Source organism: Amycolatopsis sp. NPDC021455 (genome assembly GCF_040640995.1).
GTDB lineage: Bacteria > Actinomycetota > Actinomycetes > Mycobacteriales > Pseudonocardiaceae > Amycolatopsis.
On the sequence record NZ_JBFACT010000030.1, the window covers coordinates 54102 to 73203 of the forward strand.

Consider the following 19102-nt stretch of genomic DNA (forward strand, 5'->3'; position numbering starts at 1 on the left):
CCGAACTTGGCGGGAGCGGTGACGGTGGTCGTGAGGACTCCTAGTGCTGGGCAACGCGCTGCAGCAGCGGTAGCGCGCGGGTGACGGCGTCGAGCTCGGCGGGGGACAGCTCGTCCGCCAGCGCCTGGGCGAGCCACTCGTCGCGGTGCCGCTGGATGCCGCGCACGGTGTCGGTGCCGTCGGCGGAGAGGCTGATCACCACGCGGCGCCGGTCGGCCGGGTCGGGGGTGCGGGCGAGGTAGCCCAGCTCGTCGAGGACCCCGAGGGTGGCGGCCATCGACTGCTGCCGGACGTGCTCGGCGGCGGCCAGCTCGCCCTGCGTGGCCGGTCCTTCGCGATAGAGCCGGTTGAGCACGGCGGACTGCGAAGGCGTGAGGATGCCGGCGTTGTCGACCTGGCGCAGCCGCCGGTGCAGCTGCCCGACGACCGCGCGGATCCAGCCGGCGCTCTCGGCGACGTGCGGAGATACTTCGCCCATGCACACAGTCTAACTGTTCAGTCCAGACTGTGCATCTGGGCGGGACGTGGCTCGCCGGGGGTGGCTTTGTGAACTCAGCTTTCCGGGCAGCCGTGGACGTCGGGCAGCGGGAGGTTCGGGTCGTACGCGCCCGGGACCTCCTTCTCCTCGCCGGGGAGCCCGGCGTCGTCGGGGTTGGCGTACCCCGGCGCGAGATACCCCTGCTTGAGCGCTTCGCAGCCGATGGACTCGTAGAAGGTGCCGCCGCCGTTGTCGGGCCACAGACCGCGGCTGCCCGCCGCGAAGCCCTTGCCCTGGCGGACCACGTAGCGCTCGTCCGACCGCACGAAGCTGACGATCTCCCACGGCCCGGTCAGGCTGTCCGGGTGTGGGGAGTCGAACGCGTAGGCGACCACGTACTTCACGTCGACGACCAGCTCACCGGGCTTCTGACCGGGGCTCGCGGTCATCGAGCCGAGCGTGCGCGGGCCCTGGTCGAGCAGGTGGTAGCCGTCGGCCAGCTCGGTCACGTAGCCGGAGAAGTCCGGCTTCGCCGCCAGGGTCTTGCCGATGTCGGCCTGGACGTCCTTGGCGAAGAGGGCCAGGAAGGCCGCGGTGTCGTGCCGGTCGAGCACCGCCGGGTCGAGCCTGCCGGCCGCGATCACCTGCTTGACCTTGGCGTAGGCGTCGCCGACCTGTGCGGCGGTGAACGACCCGGCCGCGGCGGGGGCCGGGGAGGCGACCCCGTCGATGCCCTTCTTCCAGACGTCGGCCGGCGTCCGCGCGTACGCGTGCTTGAGGTCGACGTGCGCGACCCGGGCGACCGATGTCGGGTTCACCGACGTGGGCGCGGTCGTGACCGGGCCGACGGCGGTTTCCGGGGCCGGGCGCCGCCCGGCCAGCACGATCGCCGCCGTGGTCACGGCGAGGATCGCGACGAACAGCGCGAACACCCACCACCGCCCGCGCGGGCCGCGTGCGGCGCGCCGCTGCTGCTTGCGGAACTGCTTGCGGTCCTTCTTCGAACCCAGCCACGCGTCGGTCTGCGCGTGCTTGCGCCACTCCGGGTCCATCAGGTCCGGGTGCGAGTCGAGCAGGTTTTCCTCGTCCATGTGTCCCCCCAAGCCGACGTCTGATCATCGGCCGCGGGGGACGAGCGTTACCCGAAATACGCGAATTCGTTGACGCCGACGCCCTGGAGCTGGTGCACGATGATCGCCGCGGCGACCAGCCCGACCACGATGAGCAGGGCCAGCACGCCCGGCCAGCGGCTCCGCCCCGGCTGCTGGTACCCGCCGGTGCGGCGCTCGCGCTTGCGGCGCTTCTTGAGGTCCTTCTTCGCGCCCAGCCAGGCGTCTCGTTCGGCGTATTTCCGCCAGTCCGGGTTCATCAGGTCCGGGTGCGTCTCCAGGCGCCGGTCGTCCGGATCCTGCGGCTGCTGAGGCTGTGCCATCCGAGAGTGCCTTCCCCCTGGGTGACCCGCCGTGACGGGTTCGTAGACTTGTCCATTGTGACCGAGAACGCTCCGCAGCAGACCACCGACCTCCCGGGCTCCTGGAACCCGGCCGAAGAGGAAGCACCCCTCTACGACCGCTGGGTAGCCGCCGGCTACTTCACCGCGGACGCCGGGTCGGGCAAGCCGCCGTTCTCGATCGTACTGCCGCCGCCGAACGTCACCGGTTCGCTGCACATGGGCCACGCCCTCAACCACACCCTGATGGACGCGATGAGCCGCCGCCGTCGCATGCAGGGCTACGAGGTGCTGTGGCTGCCGGGCATGGACCACGCGGGCATCGCGACGCAGAACGTCGTCGAGCGCCAGCTGGCCGGCGAGGGCCTTTCCCGCCACGACCTGGGCCGCGAGAATTTCGTCGAGCGCGTCTGGGAGTGGAAGGCCGAGTACGGCGGCAAGATCCTCGGCCAGATGAAGCGCCTCGGCGACGGCGTCGACTGGTCGCGCGAGCGGTTCACCATGGACGAGAACCTGTCGAAGGCCGTCCAGACGGTGTTCAAGAACTTCTACGACGAGGGCCTGATCTACCGGGCCGAGCGGATCATCAACTGGTGCCCGCGCTGCCAGACGGCGCTCTCGGACATCGAGGTCGACCACAACGACGACGACGGCGAACTCGTCTCGATCCGCTACGGCGACGGCGACAACGCGATCGTCGTGGCGACCACCCGCGCCGAGACGATGCTGGGCGACACCGCGGTCGCCGTCCACCCGGACGACGAGCGGTACGCGCACCTGGTCGGGACCGAGGTCGAGCTGCCGCTGACCGGCCGCCGCATCCCGATCGTGGCCGACAAGCACGTCGACCCGGAGTTCGGCACCGGTGCGGTGAAGGTCACCCCGGCGCACGACCCGAACGACTTCGAGATCGGCCGCCGGCACGACCTGCCGATGCTGACGATCATGAACGAGCGCGCCGAGATCACCGCGGCCGGGCCGTTCGAGGGCCTCGACCGGTTCGAGGCGCGCCCGGCGATCGTCGCCGCGCTGCGCGAGCTGGGCCGGATCGTCGCCGAGAAGCGGCCGTACGTGCACGCGGTCGGGCACTGCTCGAGGTGCGACACGGTCGTCGAGCCGCGGCTGTCGCTGCAGTGGTGGGTCAAGGTCGAGGAGCTGGCCAAGCTGGCCGGCGACGCCGTTCGCGACGGCCGGACGAAGATCCACCCGCCGGAGCTGGGCAAGCGGTACTTCGACTGGGTCGACAACATGCACGACTGGACGATCTCGCGCCAGCTGTGGTGGGGTCACCGCATCCCGGTCTGGTACGGCCCCGACGGCGAGGTCGTCTGCGTCGGCCCGGACGAGCAGCCGCCGTCCGGCGAGGGCTGGACGCAGGACCCGGACGTCCTGGACACCTGGTTCTCCTCGGGCCTGTGGCCGATGTCGACGCTGGGCTGGCCGTCGCCTTCGGAGGACCTGGCCAAGTTCTACCCGACGAGCGTGCTGTCGACCGGCTACGACATCCTGTTCTTCTGGGTCGTCCGGATGATGATGTTCGGCGTGCACCAGATGAAGGGCGCGCAGCCGTTCGACCACGTGTACCTGCACGGCCTGATCCGCGACGCGCAGGGCAAGAAGATGTCCAAGTCGCGCGGCAACGTGATCGACCCGCTGGAGTGGATGGACGCCTACGGCGCGGACGCGACCCGCTTCACCCTGGCCCGCGGGGCGAACCCGGGCGCGGACATGGCACTGGCCGACGAGTGGGCGGCGGGCTCCCGCAACTTCTGCACGAAGCTGTGGAACGCGACGAAGTTCGCGATGATGAACGGCGCTTCGGTCGCTTCGCCGCTGCCTGATGCTTCCGCTTTGACGGAAGCGGACCGCTGGATCCTGGGCCGGCTCGGCGCGCTGGTGTCCGAAGTGGACGATCTGTTCGAGGACTTCCAGTTCGCGAAGGTGGCGGGCGCGCTCTACCAGTTCACCTGGAACGAGCTGTGCGACTGGTACCTGGAGCTGGCGAAGGTCCAGCTGTACCAAGGAGACGACGCGCGCGTCTCGGCGACCCGGTCGGTCCTGGGGCACGTGCTGGACACGGTGCTGCGGCTGCTGCACCCGTTCATCCCGTTCATCACGGAGAAGCTCTGGACGGCGCTGACGGGTGGCGAGTCCCTGGTGATCGCCGCGTGGCCTTCTGCTGTGCCCGGGTACGCCGATGCCGTGGCGGACACCCGGATCGCGGACGTCCAGAAGCTGGTGACGGAGATCCGCCGGTTCCGCGCGGACCAGGGCCTGAAGCCGGGCCAGAAGGTGGCGGCGCGGCTCGCGGGCTACACGGGCGGCCACGAGGAAGCGGTCCGCTCCCTGGTGCGCCTGACGCCCGCTTCGGACGACTTCGCGGCGAGCGCGTCGCTGGAGGTGGCCCTGGCGGACGGCGTGGTGACGGTGGAGCTGGACCTCTCCGGCACGGTCGACGTCGAGGCGGAGCGCAAGCGCCTGCAGAAGGACCTGGCGGCGGCCCAAAAGGAGCTGACGCAGACGGAGGCCAAGCTCGGCAACGAGGCGTTCATCGCGAAGGCCCCGGAGCAGGTGGTGGCGAAGATCAAGACCCGCAAGGAGACCGCGGTGGCGGACATCGACCGGATCACGGCCCGGTTGGCGGCGCTCCCGGCTTCCTGAGGTTGTGGATCGAAGCCCGGCACCGTCGCCTGAGGTGCCGGGCTTCGTCATGCCGAGGTGGGAAGTCGGCCGGAAGTGGCAGGGGTGCCGTCAATCTTTGACGGCAGCCGGCGCGTTGACACCCGTGGGGCGCGGGGGGAAAGTCGGACCGTGGTCGACGACCGGCTTCCGGGGGACTCCGAGCTGCGCGAGAAGCAGTACCTGTGCCCGATGCCCGGCTGCAAGGAGCGGCGCAGTTCGTTCAGCCGGCCGGACTGTCGCGCACACGGCGTGCCGATGGTGCCGGTGCGGGGCGGCAAGCGCTGAGCCGGCCGCCTAGCCGGGGTCGGCCGAGAAGATCACCTTCAGGGTCGTGCAGTAGCCCCGGGCGCTCGTGATCGCGGCCGAGTAGCTCGCGAGGGCGAGCAGCAGGAACATCCCGGTGGTCGCGGCGGTGCCGAGCACCGGGTTCCGGGCGGGGAGCAGCAGCGCCGACGTGAGCCCGGCCAGCCCGAGGTTGACGAAGATCAGGGTGCAGTACATGTCGAGCCGGGTGCGGAACTGGTCGTGGTGGAGCCTGAGCCGGGCGGGGATGTCGTCGCCCCGCCGCAGCACGAGGTTTTGGGTGTCCGGGGCGCCGCGGCTGATCGAATCTTCCGTCGCGCGGAGGATGTTGCCGAGTTTCGTGGGCAGCGTCCGGTGCGGGAGTGGGTAGTCCTCCTTGGCTTGCTTGATCCTCGACAACCTGCCGACCGCATCGGGCGGAAGAACCGTCTGCCAGTCGAACGCGGCGGCCTGCCGCTGCTCACGCGTGGTCGGTCCGTTCTCCGAGTAGCGGGCTTCCCCGACCGCGCGGAGGAACGACCGCGGGAAGTCGCGGAGAAGCATCCTCAGGACGGCCCTCTCGAACGCGTACTGCTCTTCGTGCTCCAGCCTGTCCGCGAGCTTCTTTCGTTTCTTCACCTTGCGCCGCACCATCAGCCAGTACACGCCCAGCCAGACCAACGGGCCCTTCCAGTATCCCTCGAAGAACCGGATGGCCGAGAACGAGAAGGCCTGGCTGACCAGCGCCGCCAGGACGAGGGCGAACACCAGCACGACGAGGATGCCCAGCGGCTTCGCGGTCAGCCCGACCACCGCGGCACCGAGGTCGAAGTCGCCCTGGCTGCGCAGTTGGAGGAGGACAGCGCCGCAGCCGACCAGCATGGCGGCCGGCAGCCAGGCGCTCAGGCTCAGCTGGTCGAGCACCTTGCCGATGAACTGGGACAAGCCCTCGGGTGGCTTCTGCTCCTTCTCGGCAGGTTTGCTGCCCGGCTCGGCGTCGGCCACCCGGACATGATGGCCCATCGGGGAGCCCGGATCCGGGCAACGCGCCGCGACGGCTGCTCAGCCGGCTTCGGTGGCCCGTGCGGCTTCGATCAACGCCACCACTTCGGGCGTCACCCGCCGGTCGGCCGGGGTGGCCAAGTACGTCGGCATGCGCGGGGAAGGATCCCGGAGCGGCCGGAACGCCACGCCCGGCACCGGCAGCAGGTTCGCGTGGGCCCGGTAGAACACTGTCCAGTGTGGACGGCCGAAACCCAGTGTGCCCAACGTGTCCTGCGCCGTCGTGAACTCCTTCCCGAGCACCGGCTCGAACCCGGCTTCCCGGCAGGAGGAAATCACCAAGTGGTACAGCGGCTGGTTTCGTGACGGCGGGCTCAAGCGCGCCGGCAGCGAAGCCAGCGAAGCGAACGAAACCACGTCGGAAGCGGCCAGCGGATGCGAGGCGGGCAGGGCCACCAGCACCTCGTCCATCCACAATGGAGTGAAGTCGAGGCCGGCGGCGGGCCACGAGCCGCGCACGATGGTCGCGTCCAGCGAGCCGTCGCGGACTCGTTGCAGCCGTTGGCCGGTCGGCGCGTGGACCAGTTCCAAGGAAGCCGAGGGCGCAAGCCGGGCGAAGGAGCGAAGCAACGCGTCCAGCCGGTCACCCAGGCCCTCACTCGTCCCCAGCCGGACCAGAGCCCCGGACGGCCGGAACTCAGAAACCGAGTCGACGGCCCGGTCCACGGCCGCCAGCACCGCCCGCGCCCGCGGCAGGAACCGCTGTCCGGCCTCCGTCAGGGACACGCTGCGCGTCGTGCGCGAGAACAGGGCCACCTCCAGCTCCCGCTCCAGCCGCCGGACCTGCTGGCTCACCGCGGGCTGGACGATGTGCAGCCGCTCCGCCGCGCGGCCGAAGTGCAGCTCCTCCGCCACCGTCACGAAATATCTGAGCTGACGCAGCTCCACCACGCCCCCGTTCATCAGGTTCCGTGATCAGTGTAGGTGCGGACTGCTCATCGAAAACCGCGAACGCGGAAGGTTCCATGAACCTCATGCCTCACCTCGAAATCAACGGAACCCGGCTCCACTACGAAGACGCCGGCAGCGGTCCGGCGCTGCTGCTCCTGCACGGCTGGGGGACCAGCGGCCGCGTCTGGTACTCCTGCCTGCCCGATCTCGTGCGGGACCACCGCGTCGTCACGCTCGACTGGCGCGGGTGCGGCCGCTCGGACCACCCCGCCGACGGCAACACCATCGCCCAGATCATCGCCGACCTCGCGGCCGTCATCGAAAAGCTCGGGATCAAGCCCACCGTCGCCGGGTCGAGCATCGGCGGCGTCTTCGCCACCGAGCTGGCTCTCGCCCGGCCGGATCTCCTCGAGCGGGTCGTCGTGGTCGACGGCCCGGGGTACTGGCCGAGCACCGGCATGCGCGACCAGGTCCAGGATCTGCGGCGCCGGCTCGTCGACGACCGGGCGGGCACGGTGGCGGGCTGGGTGCCGGGCTGGTTCGCCGCGGGCGCCGCGCGCGAGCTCGTCGACTGGACGGTCCGCCAGCTGCTCGACTCCGGCGTCTACATCGACGAGCTGTTCACCGAGTGCACCACCTACGACCCGCGGCCCCGGCTGAAGGACCTGAAGACCCCGATCACCTACCTGCACGGCGAGCTGGACGCGCAGATCCCGCTCGAAGTGCCGCGCAGCTGCGCCGCCGAGACGCCGGGCGCCCGCGTGCACGTGCTCGCCGGTTGCGGGCACGTCCCGCACCAGGAAAACCCGCGCGCGTTCACCGCCGCCCTCCGAGAAATTGCCTGAACAATGCCGAAAGTGACTCTGGAAGACGCCGTCGTCCACTACGACCGGACCGGCGACGGCCCCGCGCTGCTCCTGCTGCACGGCACCGCCGCGTCCCGCGAACAATGGGGGCCGCTGACCGCGCGGGCGAACGGGTTCACCGTCCTCGCTCCCGACTTCCCCGGCTCCGGCCTGACCGTCGACGACGGCGGCCCGATCACCGTCGAAACCCTCGCCGCCCAGGCCGAAGCCGTCCTGGACCACGCCGGTTTCGAAACCGCCCACGTCGCCGGGCACTCGCTCGGCGGGGTGGTGGCGGCCCACCTGGCCGGTACCCGCCCGGGCCGCGTCCGGAAAGCGGTCCTGCACGCCGCCTGGCCCGCGACGGACGTCCGGCAGGACGCCGAGTTCCGCTACTGGCTCGACCTGCTGGGAACCGGGACCTTCGCCCGGATGCTCCCGCTGATGGCCTTCGGGCCGCGCTACTGGGAGCAGGCCACCGCGGAGAGCAACGAACAGCTCGTCAAGACCCTGGAAACGGTGATCCAGCCCGGCGCGGCCCGGCAGATCGAGGCCGACCGCGCCGTCGACCTGCGGCCCGTGCTCGGGCGGATCACCGCGCCGGTGCTGGTGCTCGGCAGCGCGCACGACCGGATCGTCACGGCGGACCAGCAGCGGGAGCTGGTCGCCGCGATCCCGGACGCGCGCGCCGCCGAGATCGACGCGGGGCACGGCGCCCCGGCCGAGCTGCCGGACGAGTTCGCCCGGCTCGCGCTGGACTTCCTCAGCGCAGGGCTTTGAGCACGATCGCCGCCACGCCGGCCATCCCCGCCTTCAGCGGGTGGTAGGCGGCCGCGGCGAACACGTCCTGGTCCTTGCCGTTGATCCACGCCGAGCCGCCGCGGGCGCAGGCGTCGTGGCCGCGCGAAGGGCCGTACGTGTCCACGAACTCCGCGTCGCCGTTCGCCGCCGCGTCTTCGAGGGCCTGGTTCAGGTCGCGCTCCACCTGGTTCAGCCACGCGTAGTCGCCGTCGGCGAACGGCAGGACGTCCGGGCAGTAGCCGCTCTCCGGGGCGATTCGCGGGTAGCCCACGACGAGCACCCGCGCGCCGGGCGAACGCTGGTGGATCGTCGCCAGCACGCCTTCGATCCGCGGCCGGATGGCGGTGATGGCGGCCCCCACCGTGTCGACGCCGTTGGTCGTGAAGTGCTTCTCGCACGGGTTGCCGGTGGGGTCGCTCGCCCGCAGCCCCGGGCAGGTCGCGGTCAAGCTGCCGAAGACGCCGTAGTCGTTGCCGCCGATGCCGAGCGTGACCAGGTCGGTGTCGATCCGCAGGGCGTCCAGCTGCGGGCCGTTGGTGCCGTTCAACGGCACTTTCTGCGGGCGGGTCATCGCGCCGGTGTCGGCGCCGGCGCAGCTGACGTCGGTGAACGCGCCGACGTTCAGCGCCGCCGCCACGACCGACGGGTAGTTCGCGGTCGACCGCCCGCAGCCGAGCGGGTCGAGCCGCTGGGCCGGGATCAACGGCCCGGAGGTGTACGAGTCGCCGAGAGCGACGTAGTGGTGGAACCCCGCCGCCGACGCGGTGGCCGCGGTGGTCAGGAGGATGGCTGCGGAGGAGACGGCGACGAGCAGCCGGGTGATGCGCATGAAAACCCCGTTCTGTTCCGGTTACGCTCCCTCCACATCTAGCGAGCACCGGCCGGCGACGGGACGGACTTCACCCGCCAGTCGGGTCACCGTCGCCTTGCTCACGGTAAGTGATCAACGTGCGCCAGAACAGCAGCGGCCGGACCGTGCTCCCGGGCAGCAGCCGGGCCGCCTCGCGGCGCACCTCGGCCAGCGTCGGGAAGTCGTCGACGACCGGGGCCTTCGGGCCCGCTTCGGGACCGCCGTTCAGCCGCTCGCCCGCGTAGACGACCAGCCGCGCGAGCGCGTTGACCGGGACCGCCGCGACGGCCCGCGCCCAGTCCGCGGGCGTGCTGGGCCTCGCCAGGCCGAGCACCACGAGCACGCCGCCCGGCACCAGCGCGCGGCGCAGCTTGGTGACTGTCTCGAACGGCATGTGGTGCAGGGACGCCAGGCACGAGATGTAGTCGTAGTGCCGTTCGGGCAGGGCGTCGGTGGTGACGTCGGCCTGCCGGTAGACGATCTCGCCGGGTCCCGGCGACCCCAGCCCGGCCGCCGCCTCGACCATCGCCGCCGAGACGTCGACCGCCTCCACCGCCATGCCGGTCGCGGCCAGGCGCCGGGCGAAGCGGCCGGTGCCGCACCCGACGTCCAGCGCGATCCCCGGCCCCGGAGGCAGCAGCTCCAGCAGCAGCGGGTGGTAGTGGTCGTTGTGGTTGAACGGCATGCGTCGAGAGTGCCACCGGCGGCGCACGTAGACTCGTCTGGTCAGGTGAATCCCGGTCCGGAGGAGAGTCAGTGCCGCAGGATGAGACAGGTCGCAGGCCGGACCTGTCGGATCTGGACAGCTTCGCGGGCGTCGACGAACTGGGGGCGCCGGGCTACGAAGAGTCCGACGACCACGACCCGGAACTGGACGTCCGCGACACCGCGTTCGAGGCGGGCGGCGGCGCGCGCGGCGGGATCGGTGGCGTCGGCCAGCTGGGCGACAACCTCGCCACCGGCCCGGTGCCCGACCTCACCGTGCCCGAGGACGCCGAGCTGCACGAGCTCGACGACCAGGGCGAGCAGGCGGTGTACGGCGACCCGGACGGCCCCGAGGCGCGGCGTGACCTGCTGGCCGTCGAAGCCGAGCTGAACCAGCGCTGGCCGGAGACGAAGATCGAGCCGTCGCTGACCCGCATCTCCGCGCTGACGCAGCTGCTGGGCGAGCCGAACCGCGGCTACCCGGTGCTGCACGTCGCCGGCACGAACGGCAAAGGCTCGACGGCCCGGATGATCGACGCGCTGCTGACCCGGATGGGCCTGCGCGTCGGCCGCTACACGAGCCCGCACCTGCAGCTGGTCACCGAGCGGATCGCGCTGGACGGGCGGCCGATCTCCGCCGCGCGCTACGCCGAGCTGTGGAACGACATCGCGCCGTACGTGTCCATGGTGGACGGTGCGGCCGCGGACGGCGTCGCGATGAGCAAGTTCGAAATCCTCACCGGGATGGCGTTCGCCGCGTTCGCCGACGCGCCGGTGGAGGCCGCCGTGCTCGAAGCGGGCCTGGGCGGCGCCTGGGACGCGACGAACGTCGCGGACGCCGACGTCGCCGTCATCACCCCGATCGGCCTCGACCACGTCGAGTACCTCGGCCCGGACATCCTCGGCGCGGCCCGCGAAAAGGCGGGCATCATCAAGCCCGGCTCGGTCGCGGTCATCGGCGAGCAGGACCCCGAGGTGCTGAAGGTGCTGCTGGAACGCGCCGTCGAGGTCGACGCCGCCGTCGCGCGCGCGGGCAGCGAGTTCGGCGTGCTCGAGAAGGAGATCGCCGTCGGCGGCCAGCTGCTGAAGCTGCAGGGCCTCGGCGGGGTGTACGACGAGATCTTCCTGCCGCTGCACGGCGCCCACCAGGCCGCGAACGCCGCCCTCGCGCTGGCCGCGGTCGAGGCGTTCTTCGGCGCGGGCAAGGACAAGCAGCTGGTCGTCGAGGCCGTGCGCGAGGCGTTCGCGGAGGTCGAGACGCCGGGACGGCTCGAGCGCGTCCGCTCGGCGCCCACCGTGCTGCTCGACGCGGCGCACAATCCGCACGGCGCCCGCGCGCTCGCGACGACCGTGGCCGAGGAGTTCGCCTTCCGCCGCCTGGTCGCGGTGGTCGGCGTGATGGCCGAGAAGGACGCCCACGGCATCCTCGACGCGCTGGAGCCGGTGGTCTCCGACATCGTCGTGACGCGGAATTCCTCGCTCCGCTCGATGCCGCTGGACGAGCTGAACCAGCTGGCGATCTCGGTGTTCGGCGAGGACCGCGTGGTCGCCGAGACGGACCTGGAGACGGCGATCGAGACCGCGATCGCGCTGGTGGAGACCAGCGACGACCCCGAGGAGCCCTTGGCGGGCGGCGGCGTGCTGGTCACCGGCTCGGTGGTCACCGCGGGCGAGGCGCGCACGCTGTTCGGGAAGGAGCCGGCGTGACGTCGCAGGAGCAGCCCAAGCCGAAGGACCCGATGAAGGGCTTCCGCGGCGTGATGTCGGGAACGCTGATCATGGAGGCGATCACGGTCGCCCTCGCCATCCCGGTGGTGAACAGGCTCGGCGGCGGGATCTCCACGGGCACCGGCTGGACGGTCGTCGCCGTCGCCGTCGTGCTGCTCCTGACCTGCGGGTTCGTCAAGCGGACGTGGGCGGTGCCGCTCATCCTCGCGCTCCAGGTGGTGCTGATCGCGCTGGTCTTCTGGCTGCCGGCGATCGCCGTGCTGGGCGTGATCTTCCTGGCGGTCTGGCTGTGGCTGCTGTGGCTGCGCCGCGACGTCGCGCGCCGCATGGCGGCAGGGACACTGGCGAGCCAGCAGCCCCGGCCGTGACTCACGGGTGCGGCGCCGCCTGGCAGGCCCGCACCTCGGTGACGAGGGCGTCGAGCGCGTCGAGGGCGCCGGCCGGGACGTCGAGGCGGTAGATCCGGTGGGGGCCCGACCGGCTCACCGCCAGCAGGCGGGCGTCGAGCAGGATCCGCAGGTGCCGCGACACGGTGGACTGCGGGAGCCCGAGCGCCGACTGCACCTCGCCGACCGTGGCGGCTCCGCCGCGGTCGAGGAACACCCCGACGATCCGCACCCGGGTCTCTTCGCCGAGGGCCCGCAGCACGGGCAGGACCGTGGTCAGCGCGTCCTGGATCATGCAGGCACCTGCTGCAGCAGCTCTTCGAGCTCACCGGTCGGAAGGCCGTGCCGCCGGCCGAGGCCGACCCAGTCCCGCAGCATCCGGACCGTCTGCGGCCCGTGCCCGCCGAAGTGGCGGCGGAGGTAGTCCGGCACGTCGAAGGGTGCCAGCGGGGGCAGCACCGCGAGCGCCGCGAGCACGGCTCGCGGGCGGACCGGACGCGGGCTCGGGCCGCCGAACCCGGCCGCGACCACGGCACGCGCCTGCGTCGCGGCCACCGCCAGTTGCCGCGCGGACCGGCGGGCGGCCTTCAGGTCGAAGTCCGCGGCGTGCAGCCCGGCCACCACGGGCATCGTCGTCGCCGCGGACACCAGGGGAGCCGCGAGCGGGGCGGCCCGCGACCACCCCGGCCGCGCGAACAGCGACCGCAGCCGGGCCGACGCGGGTCCGGCGACCGTGAACCGGACCCGCGCCGGCGACCACCACCACGCCGGATCGGCGCCGCCGGCGCAGAACCCGGGAACCGCCAGGCCCCACGGCCGGTCGCCCGCCAGTTCGCGAAGCAGCTCCACCTCCGACGGCACCTGCGTGACCGCCGCGACGACCGCCGCCTGACCGAGCAGCTCGGCAACACCCGGCGAGGCCGGCGAAGCCGTGCTGATCACCAGGTCCCAGCCCGGTTCCCCGGCCGTCGTCAGGGCGACTCTCCGCTGCTCGGCCCGCCGGGCGGGTCTCGCGATGCGGAGCCGGCTGGTGCTGACGAGCAGGGAGTCCTCGGTCCGCTCGCGCACCGCGAACCCGACCCGGTGGCTGTCGGCCAGCGATGTCGCCAGCACCCGGGCCACCGGGCCGTGTCCCACCACGAGAACGCGCATGCCCGCACTGTATCCGCATATCCGGATACAGTGCTCAGAGGTAGTCGCCGTGTTCGATGTCGTCGAGCAAAGTCGGCCGCGTGGGCGACCAGCCGAGCAGTTCCCGGGTGAAGGTGCTCGAGACGGGCGCGTCGAAGCCGTAGACCGTGGCCATGAACGGGCTCGCGAAGTGCCCGGCGGCCTCGTCCGGCGTCAGGGCGACCACGGGCAGGTCCAGGCCGCGCCCGATCGTCTCGGCGATGCGGGAGAACGGGACGTTTTCCGCGGTCCCGTGCAGCACGCTGCCGGCCGGTGCCTGTTCCAGGGCCAGGCGGAACAGGACCGCCGCGTCGAGCCGGTGCACCGCGGGCCACCGGTTGCCGCCGTCGCCGACGTAGGCGGACTTCCCGGTCTTGCGGGCGGTGTCGACGAGCATGCCGATGAAGCCGTAGTCCCCGGGGCCGTGGACGGTCGGCGCGAGCCGGACCACGCTCGCCCGCACGCCGCGACCGGCGAAGTCCAGGCAGGCTCGCTCGCCCGGGATCCGGAAGGCGGTGAGCCCGGCCGGGTCGGGCTCGTCCCGCTCGGTGCTCTCCCGGCCGGCGGGCATGACCAGCGTGCCCGACGTGCTCACGAACGGCTTGCCCGTGTGCTCCAGGACGCCGCCGAGAGCCTCGATCGCGGTCCGGTCGCGCCGCATCATGTCGTCGGGATCGCTGAAATCGCCGCCGAACGCCATGTGCAGCACACCGTCGGCCGCTTCGGCGCCCGCGCGCAGGCTGCCGAGGTCGTCCAGTGAGCCGCGGTGCGGGGTGGCGCCCAGCGACTCCAGGCGGGCGGCCGCCGCGTCCGACCGGGCCAGGCCGGTGACGGTGTGACCGGCGCGGATCAGCTCGGCGACGACGGCGGGTCCGGTCAGTCCGGAACCGCCGGTGACGAAGACGTGCATGGGTTCCCTTTCGGGTAGTGACAGTCACTGACGCTACGAACCCTACCGGATAGTGTCAGTCACTGTCGCTACCGTTAAGCTGACTCCATGCCGCGAAGTGGAGAAGACGCGCGCCGCCGCCTCCGGCAGGCGGCCTTGGAGCTGTACGGAGAGCGGGGATTCGACCGGACCACCACGGCCGAGATCGCCGCCAGGGCCGGCGTCACCGAGCGCACGTTCTTCCGGCACTTCCCGGACAAGCGCGAAGTGCTGTTCGACGGCGAAGCCGCCCTGCGCGCCGACCTGATCCGGTCGGTGGCCGAGGCGCCCGAGGGCCTGCCGCCGCTCGAAGTCCTGATCCGCGCCTTCCGGAAGGCCGGGGCGGTCGTGGAGGGGAACCGGCCGTTCGCCGAACCGCGGCTGGCGGTCATCGCCGCGACTCCGGCGCTGCGGGAGCGTGATGCGGCCAAGGCCGCGGCGATGGCCGATGCCCTGGCGGCCGCACTGCGTGAGCGGGGGATCGGCGACCGGCTCGCGGCGCTGGCCGCCCACGTCGGCTGGGCCACCTTCCACCACGCGGCCGGAGCCTGGATCCGGGACTCCGCGCGCAGCCTGGGCGAGCACCTCGACGAGGCCTTCGCCGATCTGCGTGCGCTGTCGGCGGAGACGAGCGGCTGAGCGCCCGCCTCCGCCGGGGCGTCAACGCAGCACGACCACCCGCAGCGCGGGCGAACGCAGGATGTCGGCTTCGCAGAACCGCTCCTGCACCCACTCACCGCGGCTGTAGAGCTTCGTCTGGTCGCTGAAGTACGGCGACTCCGGGTTGGCCGACTGCGAGTACGTCAGCAGCGTCGAGGCGTCCGGGCACGCGCGCCCGCCGAACCCGACCACCTGGATGTAGCTGGAGCCGTGCGCGACCTCGGTGTTCCCGTGGGCCGGGTCCCACTGCGGCGTCATCACGTTGAGCACGCCGAGGAACCCCTGCGCGCCGTGGATCGGGATGCGTTCGCCGTTGCGGGTGACGGACTGGCCGTCGCGCAGCCGGGCGTCCGGCGCGAGCCCCGCCGCGCGAAGCTCCGCGACGGCGTCACCGAACGCCTGCCGGATGCCCGGGTTCCCGGTGTTCAGCGTGTTCGGTGTGGTCAGTGGCGCACTCGGGTCGAACGGCACCGTGAACCGGGGCAGTTCGGCCAGCCGCGTGGCGAACCGCTGGAACAGCAGCGAACCCCGGCTGTCGAGGGAGTACGTGTGGTCCCAGTTCGCCAGCGCGTCACACGCCGGGCCGACCGGCACCGGGCCGGACGACGACGGCGCCTGCCCGCCCGGGAACGACGCGCACAGCTTCGCCAGGTCCGCCGCCGCCAGGTCGGCGAACAGGCTGTGGTCGGCGAAGAGCATCTTCTTCATCGAGTCCGTGGTGAACCCGCCCTTCTCCGCGGTGAGCAACGCTTCCCGCGTGCGCGGCGAACGTTCGGTGCCGATGTCCCCGACGATGTGCGGGTACCCCGTGATCGGCGCCTTCGCGTTCGGCAGCCAGGCGCTGTCGTTCGCGTTCAGCTCGTAGTCACGGCGCTGCTGCTGCGGCAGCCGTGACGGCGCGAAGATCCCCGGCTCGACCGCGCCGGGGTCGGAACCCCACTGGCAGGACGACTTCGCACCGTCCAAAATGGCCAGTTGGTCGCCCGGGAACGTCTGCTGCCCCAAGGGAGTGCTGCACCGGGCCGCCAGCTCGTCGGTGACGTGCGGGACGACCTGGATGTCGGCGTAGAGCGCGTTGCCCGCCCGGTCGGTCGCGATGGTGTTGACCCACGGCACGCCCTGGGTCCGGCTGAGCGCGCCGGCGACGTCGGCCGTGCTGCGCGCCTGGTCGAGCTCGAACCACGTGTTCAACCCGCGCAGGTTGGTCGCGTTGGCGTCGCGCAGCGCGTACGCCGACTTCGCGGTCCACGGCACCGGGAAGCCGCCGACGTCGTCCAGCACCGGGCCGTACCGGGTCGCCCAGAAGGTCTGGCGGACCGGCTTCAGCGAGCCGTCGGCTTGGCGCACCTGGACCGTGACGGCACGGGAAGTCATCTTCTCGGGCTTGCCGTCGACGAGGTACGTCGTCGGGTCGCCGGGTGCCAGCGGCACCTCGAACAGGCCGAACGTGACCGGGGTGGACACTGTGTGCGTCCAGGCCGCGTCCGCGGTGTGCCCGATCATGATGAACGGCATGCCGAGCAGGCTCGCCCCGGCCACGTCGACCCGGCCCGGGATGGTCAGCTGGCTCTGCCAGAACCGCCGTCCGTCGTGCCACGGGTAGTGCGGGTTGCCCAGCAGCACACTGCCCTTGCCCGCCGCGGTCCCGTCGGCGCCGACGGCGATGCCGTTGCTGCCCAGGCCGCCCTTGCCGAGCCCGTCGCGCAGGCTCGCGGACAGCTGCGCGGGCGTGCCCGGGCTCGCGGCCGCCGTACTGGACGGCGGCGTCGCGAACAGGCCTTCGGTGGCGAAGCCCAGGCCGCCGGTGACGGCGATGGAGTAGAAGTGCCGGTAGAAGTCCTGTTCGGTGATCGGCCGGACCCAGTCCGCGCCGCGGCAGGCCGGATCGGTGATCCCGGACCGGCCGGTGCGGGCCAGGAAGGCGTTGAACCCCTTGACGTAGCCCGAAACGAGCTGCCGGACCTCGGGCCGCGGCCCCTGCGGCGCCGGTTGCGCGGCCAGCCGGTCGACCACGCCGGAGTCGTTGATCCGCTGGAAGAACAGGTCGCTGTGCAGGTTGTCCTTCGCCTCGGACAGCGACGGGTAACCCTCGCCGTCCGGGCCGAAGTACCGCGACCGCTGCGCGCTCACCGTGACGTAGATCTTCGCGAGCTCGCAGACGTTGTCGGTCGCCGCCGCGTAGCCGTACCCGTAGCCGAGCCCGGCGAAGTCCTTGGCGACGATGTGCGGGACGCCGTGTTCGGTGTAGCGGACAACGGCTTTCGCGCCGTCTTCCCCGGCCACCGCCACACCGGCGCCCAGTGTGGTCATGGAGAGCGCGGCCGAGAAAACGGCCAGCGCCTTCCGCATGTGCTTCATGCGTACCCCCTTGTCGTGATCGCCACGCTACCGACGGCGATCGCGTGCGGGTATGGGGGAAAACCCCAGTATTCGTTCACCCGGGCGCAAACCCGCGTTGGCCGCGGCGGGATAGAAACCGCGCATGACCGAACCGACCCCTTCCCGCCGTTCGCTGCTCAAGGCGGGCCTCACCGGCGCTTCCGCCGTCGCCGCCGGCCTCGTCCTGCCGTCCGCGGCCTTCGCCGCGGTCCCGCTGGTCCGCGCCGGCCGGCCCGTGCTCACCCACGGCGTCCAGTCCGGGGACGTCACGCCCGGCTCGGCGATCGTCTGGTCCCGGGCGGACCGGCCGTCGCGGCTGGTCGTCGAGATCGCGCGGGACCCGTCGTTCCGGCACGCGCGCCGGGTGTGCGGCCCCGTGGTGGGCCCGGACAGCGGCGGCACGGGCAGCGTGCGCGTCGCCGCCTTGCAGCCCGGCACCGAATACCACTACCGCGTCACCGCCGAAGCCCTCGACGGGCGCACCACGAGCGAACCGCTGACCGGCCGCTTCGCCACGGCGCCGGTGGGCCGCCGCGACACCCGGATCGTGTGGTCGGGCGACGTCGCCGGCCAGAACTGGGGCATCAATCCCGCGCTGGGCGGGATGACGATCTTCTCGGCGATGGCCGCCCGCTGCCCGGACCTGTTCCTGCACAGCGGCGACACGGTGTACTCCGACGGCCCGCTGACCGAAACCGTCACGCTCCCCGGCGGCCGGACCTGGCGCAACGTCGTCACACCGGAGAAGTCGAAGGTCGCCGAGACCCTCGACGAGTTCCGCGGCCAGCACGCCTACAACCGGCTCGACGACAACTTCAAGCGCTTCGCGGCGCAGGTCCCGGTCTACGCCCAATGGGATGACCACGAGGTCCTCAACAACTGGTACCCGGGCAAGATCCTCGACAACCCGGCCTACACCGAGAAGCGCGTCGACGTCCTCGCGCCGCGGGCGTACCAGGCGTTCCACGAGTGGCACCCGATCGACGCCCGCCAGGCCGTCGACGGCCGCGTCTACCGCAGCTTCCGCTACGGCGCGCGCGCCGAGATCTTCGTGCTGGACATGCGGACCTACCGCAACGCGAACACGGCGGACCAGACCAAGCCCGGCTACATCCTCGGCGACGCGCAGGCCCGCTGGCTGGCCGACGCGCTCGGCCGCAGCACCGCGACGTGGAAGATCGTCCAGGCCGACATGCCGCTGGGCCTGGTCGTTCCGGACGGCACCGCGATCGAAGCCGTGGCGAACAACCTGCCCGGCGCGCCGGGCGGCCGCGAGACGGAGCTGGCCTGGGTGCTGCGGGAGATCCAGCGGCGCCGCGTGCGCAACGTCGTCTGGCTGACCGCCGACGTCCACTACACGGCGGCGCACCACTACTCACCCGACCGGGCGGCTTTCCAGGACTTCGACCCGTTCTGGGAGTTCGTGTCCGGGCCGCTGAACGCGGGTGCGTTCGGGCCCAACGTCCTGGACCCGACGTTCGGCCCGGAAGCGGTGTTCGTGCACGCCCCGCCGGCGGCGAACACCTCCCCGATCGACGGCTTCCAGCACTTCGGCGAGCTGAACATCGACGGCGCGAGCGGCGACCTCACGGTGGACCTGCGCGACGCCACCGGCGCGTCGCTGTGGTCGAAAAAGCTGCACCCGCAGGGCCGCTGAGCACTGTTCGGGCGGCCCGGACGTCGCGAATGACTCATTCGGGACCTCGCACGTCCCGAATGAGTCATTCGCGACCTCGGCCCAGGCCGCTGACCGGGTCGGCTACCCTCACGCACACCGTCACAAACCGCACCAAGGAGAAACACCG

General features: G+C 71.8%; 19 protein-coding genes. 8 read left to right on the plus strand and 11 right to left on the minus strand.

The genetic code is table 11. From position 1 onward, the window contains the following. Positions 1-40: 40 nt before the first annotated feature. The 3 genes from AB0G28_RS28545 to AB0G28_RS28555 form a co-directional block, all read right to left on the minus strand. On the minus strand, positions 41-478 hold the full coding sequence (locus tag AB0G28_RS28545; protein WP_361095480.1) for a MarR family transcriptional regulator: 438 nt from the start codon (positions 476-478) through the stop codon (positions 41-43). Between the two features lie 74 nt (positions 479-552). After that, a complete protein-coding gene (locus AB0G28_RS28550; RefSeq protein ID WP_361095483.1) occupies positions 553-1569 on the minus strand; it encodes a hypothetical protein in 1017 nt (338 codons plus the stop codon). 47 nt (positions 1570-1616) lie between these two features. Beyond that, a complete protein-coding gene (locus AB0G28_RS28555; RefSeq protein ID WP_361095485.1) occupies positions 1617-1910 on the minus strand; it encodes a hypothetical protein in 294 nt (97 codons plus the stop codon). Between the two features lie 57 nt (positions 1911-1967). On the opposite strand from AB0G28_RS28555, the gene AB0G28_RS28560 reads away from it, so the two are divergent. Next, positions 1968-4589, plus strand: a complete 2622-nt coding sequence (locus tag AB0G28_RS28560) for a valine--tRNA ligase (RefSeq protein ID WP_361095488.1) — start codon at positions 1968-1970, stop codon at positions 4587-4589. Between the two features lie 150 nt (positions 4590-4739). Further along, a complete protein-coding gene (locus AB0G28_RS28565) occupies positions 4740-4895 on the plus strand; it encodes a hypothetical protein (RefSeq protein WP_361095491.1) in 156 nt (51 codons plus the stop codon). Between the two features lie 9 nt (positions 4896-4904). On the opposite strand, the gene AB0G28_RS28570 is transcribed toward AB0G28_RS28565, so the two are convergent. Together AB0G28_RS28570 and AB0G28_RS28575 are read right to left on the minus strand one after the other, a co-directional pair. After that, positions 4905-5897 carry a hypothetical protein gene (locus AB0G28_RS28570; protein WP_361095494.1) on the minus strand — a complete coding sequence of 331 codons (993 nt, stop codon included), beginning with the start codon at positions 5895-5897 and terminating at the stop codon, positions 4905-4907. 57 nt (positions 5898-5954) lie between these two features. Continuing rightward, the gene (locus AB0G28_RS28575) at positions 5955-6842 is read right to left on the minus strand and encodes a LysR family transcriptional regulator (protein WP_361095603.1); all 888 of its coding nucleotides are present in this window, start codon (positions 6840-6842) and stop codon (positions 5955-5957) included. Between the two features lie 86 nt (positions 6843-6928). On the opposite strand from AB0G28_RS28575, the gene AB0G28_RS28580 reads away from it, so the two are divergent. Further along, on the plus strand, positions 6929-7690 hold the full coding sequence (locus AB0G28_RS28580) for an alpha/beta hydrolase (RefSeq protein ID WP_361095497.1): 762 nt from the start codon (positions 6929-6931) through the stop codon (positions 7688-7690). A 3-nt stretch (positions 7691-7693) separates the two neighbouring features. Beyond that, positions 7694-8470, plus strand: coding sequence for an alpha/beta hydrolase (locus AB0G28_RS28585; protein ID WP_361095500.1), 777 nt, complete (start codon positions 7694-7696; stop codon positions 8468-8470). Here AB0G28_RS28585 and AB0G28_RS28590 read toward each other — a convergent pair. Together AB0G28_RS28590 and AB0G28_RS28595 are read right to left on the minus strand one after the other, a co-directional pair. Beyond that, the gene (locus AB0G28_RS28590) at positions 8454-9320 is read right to left on the minus strand and encodes an SGNH/GDSL hydrolase family protein (RefSeq protein WP_361095503.1); all 867 of its coding nucleotides are present in this window, start codon (positions 9318-9320) and stop codon (positions 8454-8456) included. The two genes, AB0G28_RS28585 and AB0G28_RS28590, sit on opposite strands and share 17 nt — an antisense overlap. A 70-nt stretch (positions 9321-9390) precedes the next feature. Then, positions 9391-10026, minus strand: a complete 636-nt coding sequence (locus AB0G28_RS28595) for a class I SAM-dependent methyltransferase (RefSeq protein WP_361095506.1) — start codon at positions 10024-10026, stop codon at positions 9391-9393. A 71-nt stretch (positions 10027-10097) separates the two neighbouring features. Here AB0G28_RS28595 and AB0G28_RS28600 point away from each other — a divergent pair, with 71 nt between their 5' ends. Both AB0G28_RS28600 and AB0G28_RS28605 read left to right on the plus strand, forming a co-directional pair. Further along, on the plus strand, positions 10098-11753 hold the full coding sequence (locus AB0G28_RS28600) for a folylpolyglutamate synthase/dihydrofolate synthase family protein (RefSeq protein ID WP_361095509.1): 1656 nt from the start codon (positions 10098-10100) through the stop codon (positions 11751-11753). After that, positions 11750-12142 carry a DUF4233 domain-containing protein gene (locus AB0G28_RS28605; RefSeq protein ID WP_361095512.1) on the plus strand — a complete coding sequence of 131 codons (393 nt, stop codon included), beginning with the start codon at positions 11750-11752 and terminating at the stop codon, positions 12140-12142. The genes AB0G28_RS28600 and AB0G28_RS28605 overlap by 4 nt, the downstream gene beginning before the upstream one ends. A 1-nt stretch (position 12143) precedes the next feature. Here AB0G28_RS28605 and AB0G28_RS28610 read toward each other — a convergent pair whose 3' ends face one another. From AB0G28_RS28610 to AB0G28_RS28620, 3 genes are read right to left on the minus strand one after another with little or no spacing between them, the layout of a single operon-like run. After that, the gene (locus AB0G28_RS28610) at positions 12144-12455 is read right to left on the minus strand and encodes a metalloregulator ArsR/SmtB family transcription factor (protein WP_361095515.1); all 312 of its coding nucleotides are present in this window, start codon (positions 12453-12455) and stop codon (positions 12144-12146) included. Next, a complete protein-coding gene (locus AB0G28_RS28615) occupies positions 12452-13312 on the minus strand; it encodes a hypothetical protein (RefSeq protein ID WP_361095518.1) in 861 nt (286 codons plus the stop codon). The genes AB0G28_RS28610 and AB0G28_RS28615 overlap by 4 nt, the downstream gene beginning before the upstream one ends. Positions 13313-13346: 34 nt before the next feature. Beyond that, complete coding sequence (locus tag AB0G28_RS28620; protein ID WP_361095521.1) at positions 13347-14240, minus strand: SDR family oxidoreductase; 894 nt, start codon at positions 14238-14240, stop codon at positions 13347-13349. Between the two features lie 87 nt (positions 14241-14327). Here AB0G28_RS28620 and AB0G28_RS28625 point away from each other — a divergent pair, with 87 nt between their 5' ends. After that, a complete protein-coding gene (locus tag AB0G28_RS28625) occupies positions 14328-14897 on the plus strand; it encodes a TetR family transcriptional regulator (protein ID WP_361095524.1) in 570 nt (189 codons plus the stop codon). A gap of 21 nt (positions 14898-14918) precedes the next feature. Here AB0G28_RS28625 and AB0G28_RS28630 read toward each other — a convergent pair whose 3' ends face one another. Then, on the minus strand, positions 14919-17276 hold the full coding sequence (locus AB0G28_RS28630) for a penicillin acylase family protein (protein ID WP_361095527.1): 2358 nt from the start codon (positions 17274-17276) through the stop codon (positions 14919-14921). A 124-nt stretch (positions 17277-17400) separates the two neighbouring features. Between AB0G28_RS28630 and AB0G28_RS28635 the strand changes: the two genes are divergently transcribed. Then, positions 17401-18954 (plus strand): alkaline phosphatase D family protein, encoded by a 1554-nt coding sequence (locus AB0G28_RS28635; protein WP_361095530.1) that lies wholly within the window; start codon positions 17401-17403, stop codon positions 18952-18954. The last annotated feature ends 148 nt before the right edge of the window (positions 18955-19102 follow it).

Excerpts from the sequence above, each read along its gene's own strand:
- AB0G28_RS28615 (WP_361095518.1), bottom strand. The coding sequence starts at position 13,312 with ATGCGCGTTCTCGTGGTGGGACACGGCCCGGTGGCCCGGGTGCTGGCG.
- AB0G28_RS28635 (WP_361095530.1), top strand. The coding sequence starts at position 17,401 with ATGACCGAACCGACCCCTTCCCGCCGTTCGCTGCTCAAGGCGGGCCTC.
- AB0G28_RS28610 (WP_361095515.1), bottom strand. The coding sequence starts at position 12,455 with ATGATCCAGGACGCGCTGACCACGGTCCTGCCCGTGCTGCGGGCCCTC.
- AB0G28_RS28625 (WP_361095524.1), top strand. The coding sequence starts at position 14,328 with ATGCCGCGAAGTGGAGAAGACGCGCGCCGCCGCCTCCGGCAGGCGGCC.
- AB0G28_RS28630 (WP_361095527.1), bottom strand. The coding sequence starts at position 17,276 with ATGAAGCACATGCGGAAGGCGCTGGCCGTTTTCTCGGCCGCGCTCTCC.
- AB0G28_RS28595 (WP_361095506.1), bottom strand. The coding sequence starts at position 10,026 with ATGCCGTTCAACCACAACGACCACTACCACCCGCTGCTGCTGGAGCTG.
- AB0G28_RS28585 (WP_361095500.1), top strand. The coding sequence starts at position 7,694 with ATGCCGAAAGTGACTCTGGAAGACGCCGTCGTCCACTACGACCGGACC.
- AB0G28_RS28620 (WP_361095521.1), bottom strand. The coding sequence starts at position 14,240 with ATGCACGTCTTCGTCACCGGCGGTTCCGGACTGACCGGACCCGCCGTC.
- AB0G28_RS28550 (WP_361095483.1), bottom strand. The coding sequence starts at position 1,569 with ATGGACGAGGAAAACCTGCTCGACTCGCACCCGGACCTGATGGACCCG.
- AB0G28_RS28590 (WP_361095503.1), bottom strand. The coding sequence starts at position 9,320 with ATGCGCATCACCCGGCTGCTCGTCGCCGTCTCCTCCGCAGCCATCCTC.
- AB0G28_RS28580 (WP_361095497.1), top strand. The coding sequence starts at position 6,929 with ATGCCTCACCTCGAAATCAACGGAACCCGGCTCCACTACGAAGACGCC.
- AB0G28_RS28555 (WP_361095485.1), bottom strand. The coding sequence starts at position 1,910 with ATGGCACAGCCTCAGCAGCCGCAGGATCCGGACGACCGGCGCCTGGAG.
- AB0G28_RS28545 (WP_361095480.1), bottom strand. The coding sequence starts at position 478 with ATGGGCGAAGTATCTCCGCACGTCGCCGAGAGCGCCGGCTGGATCCGC.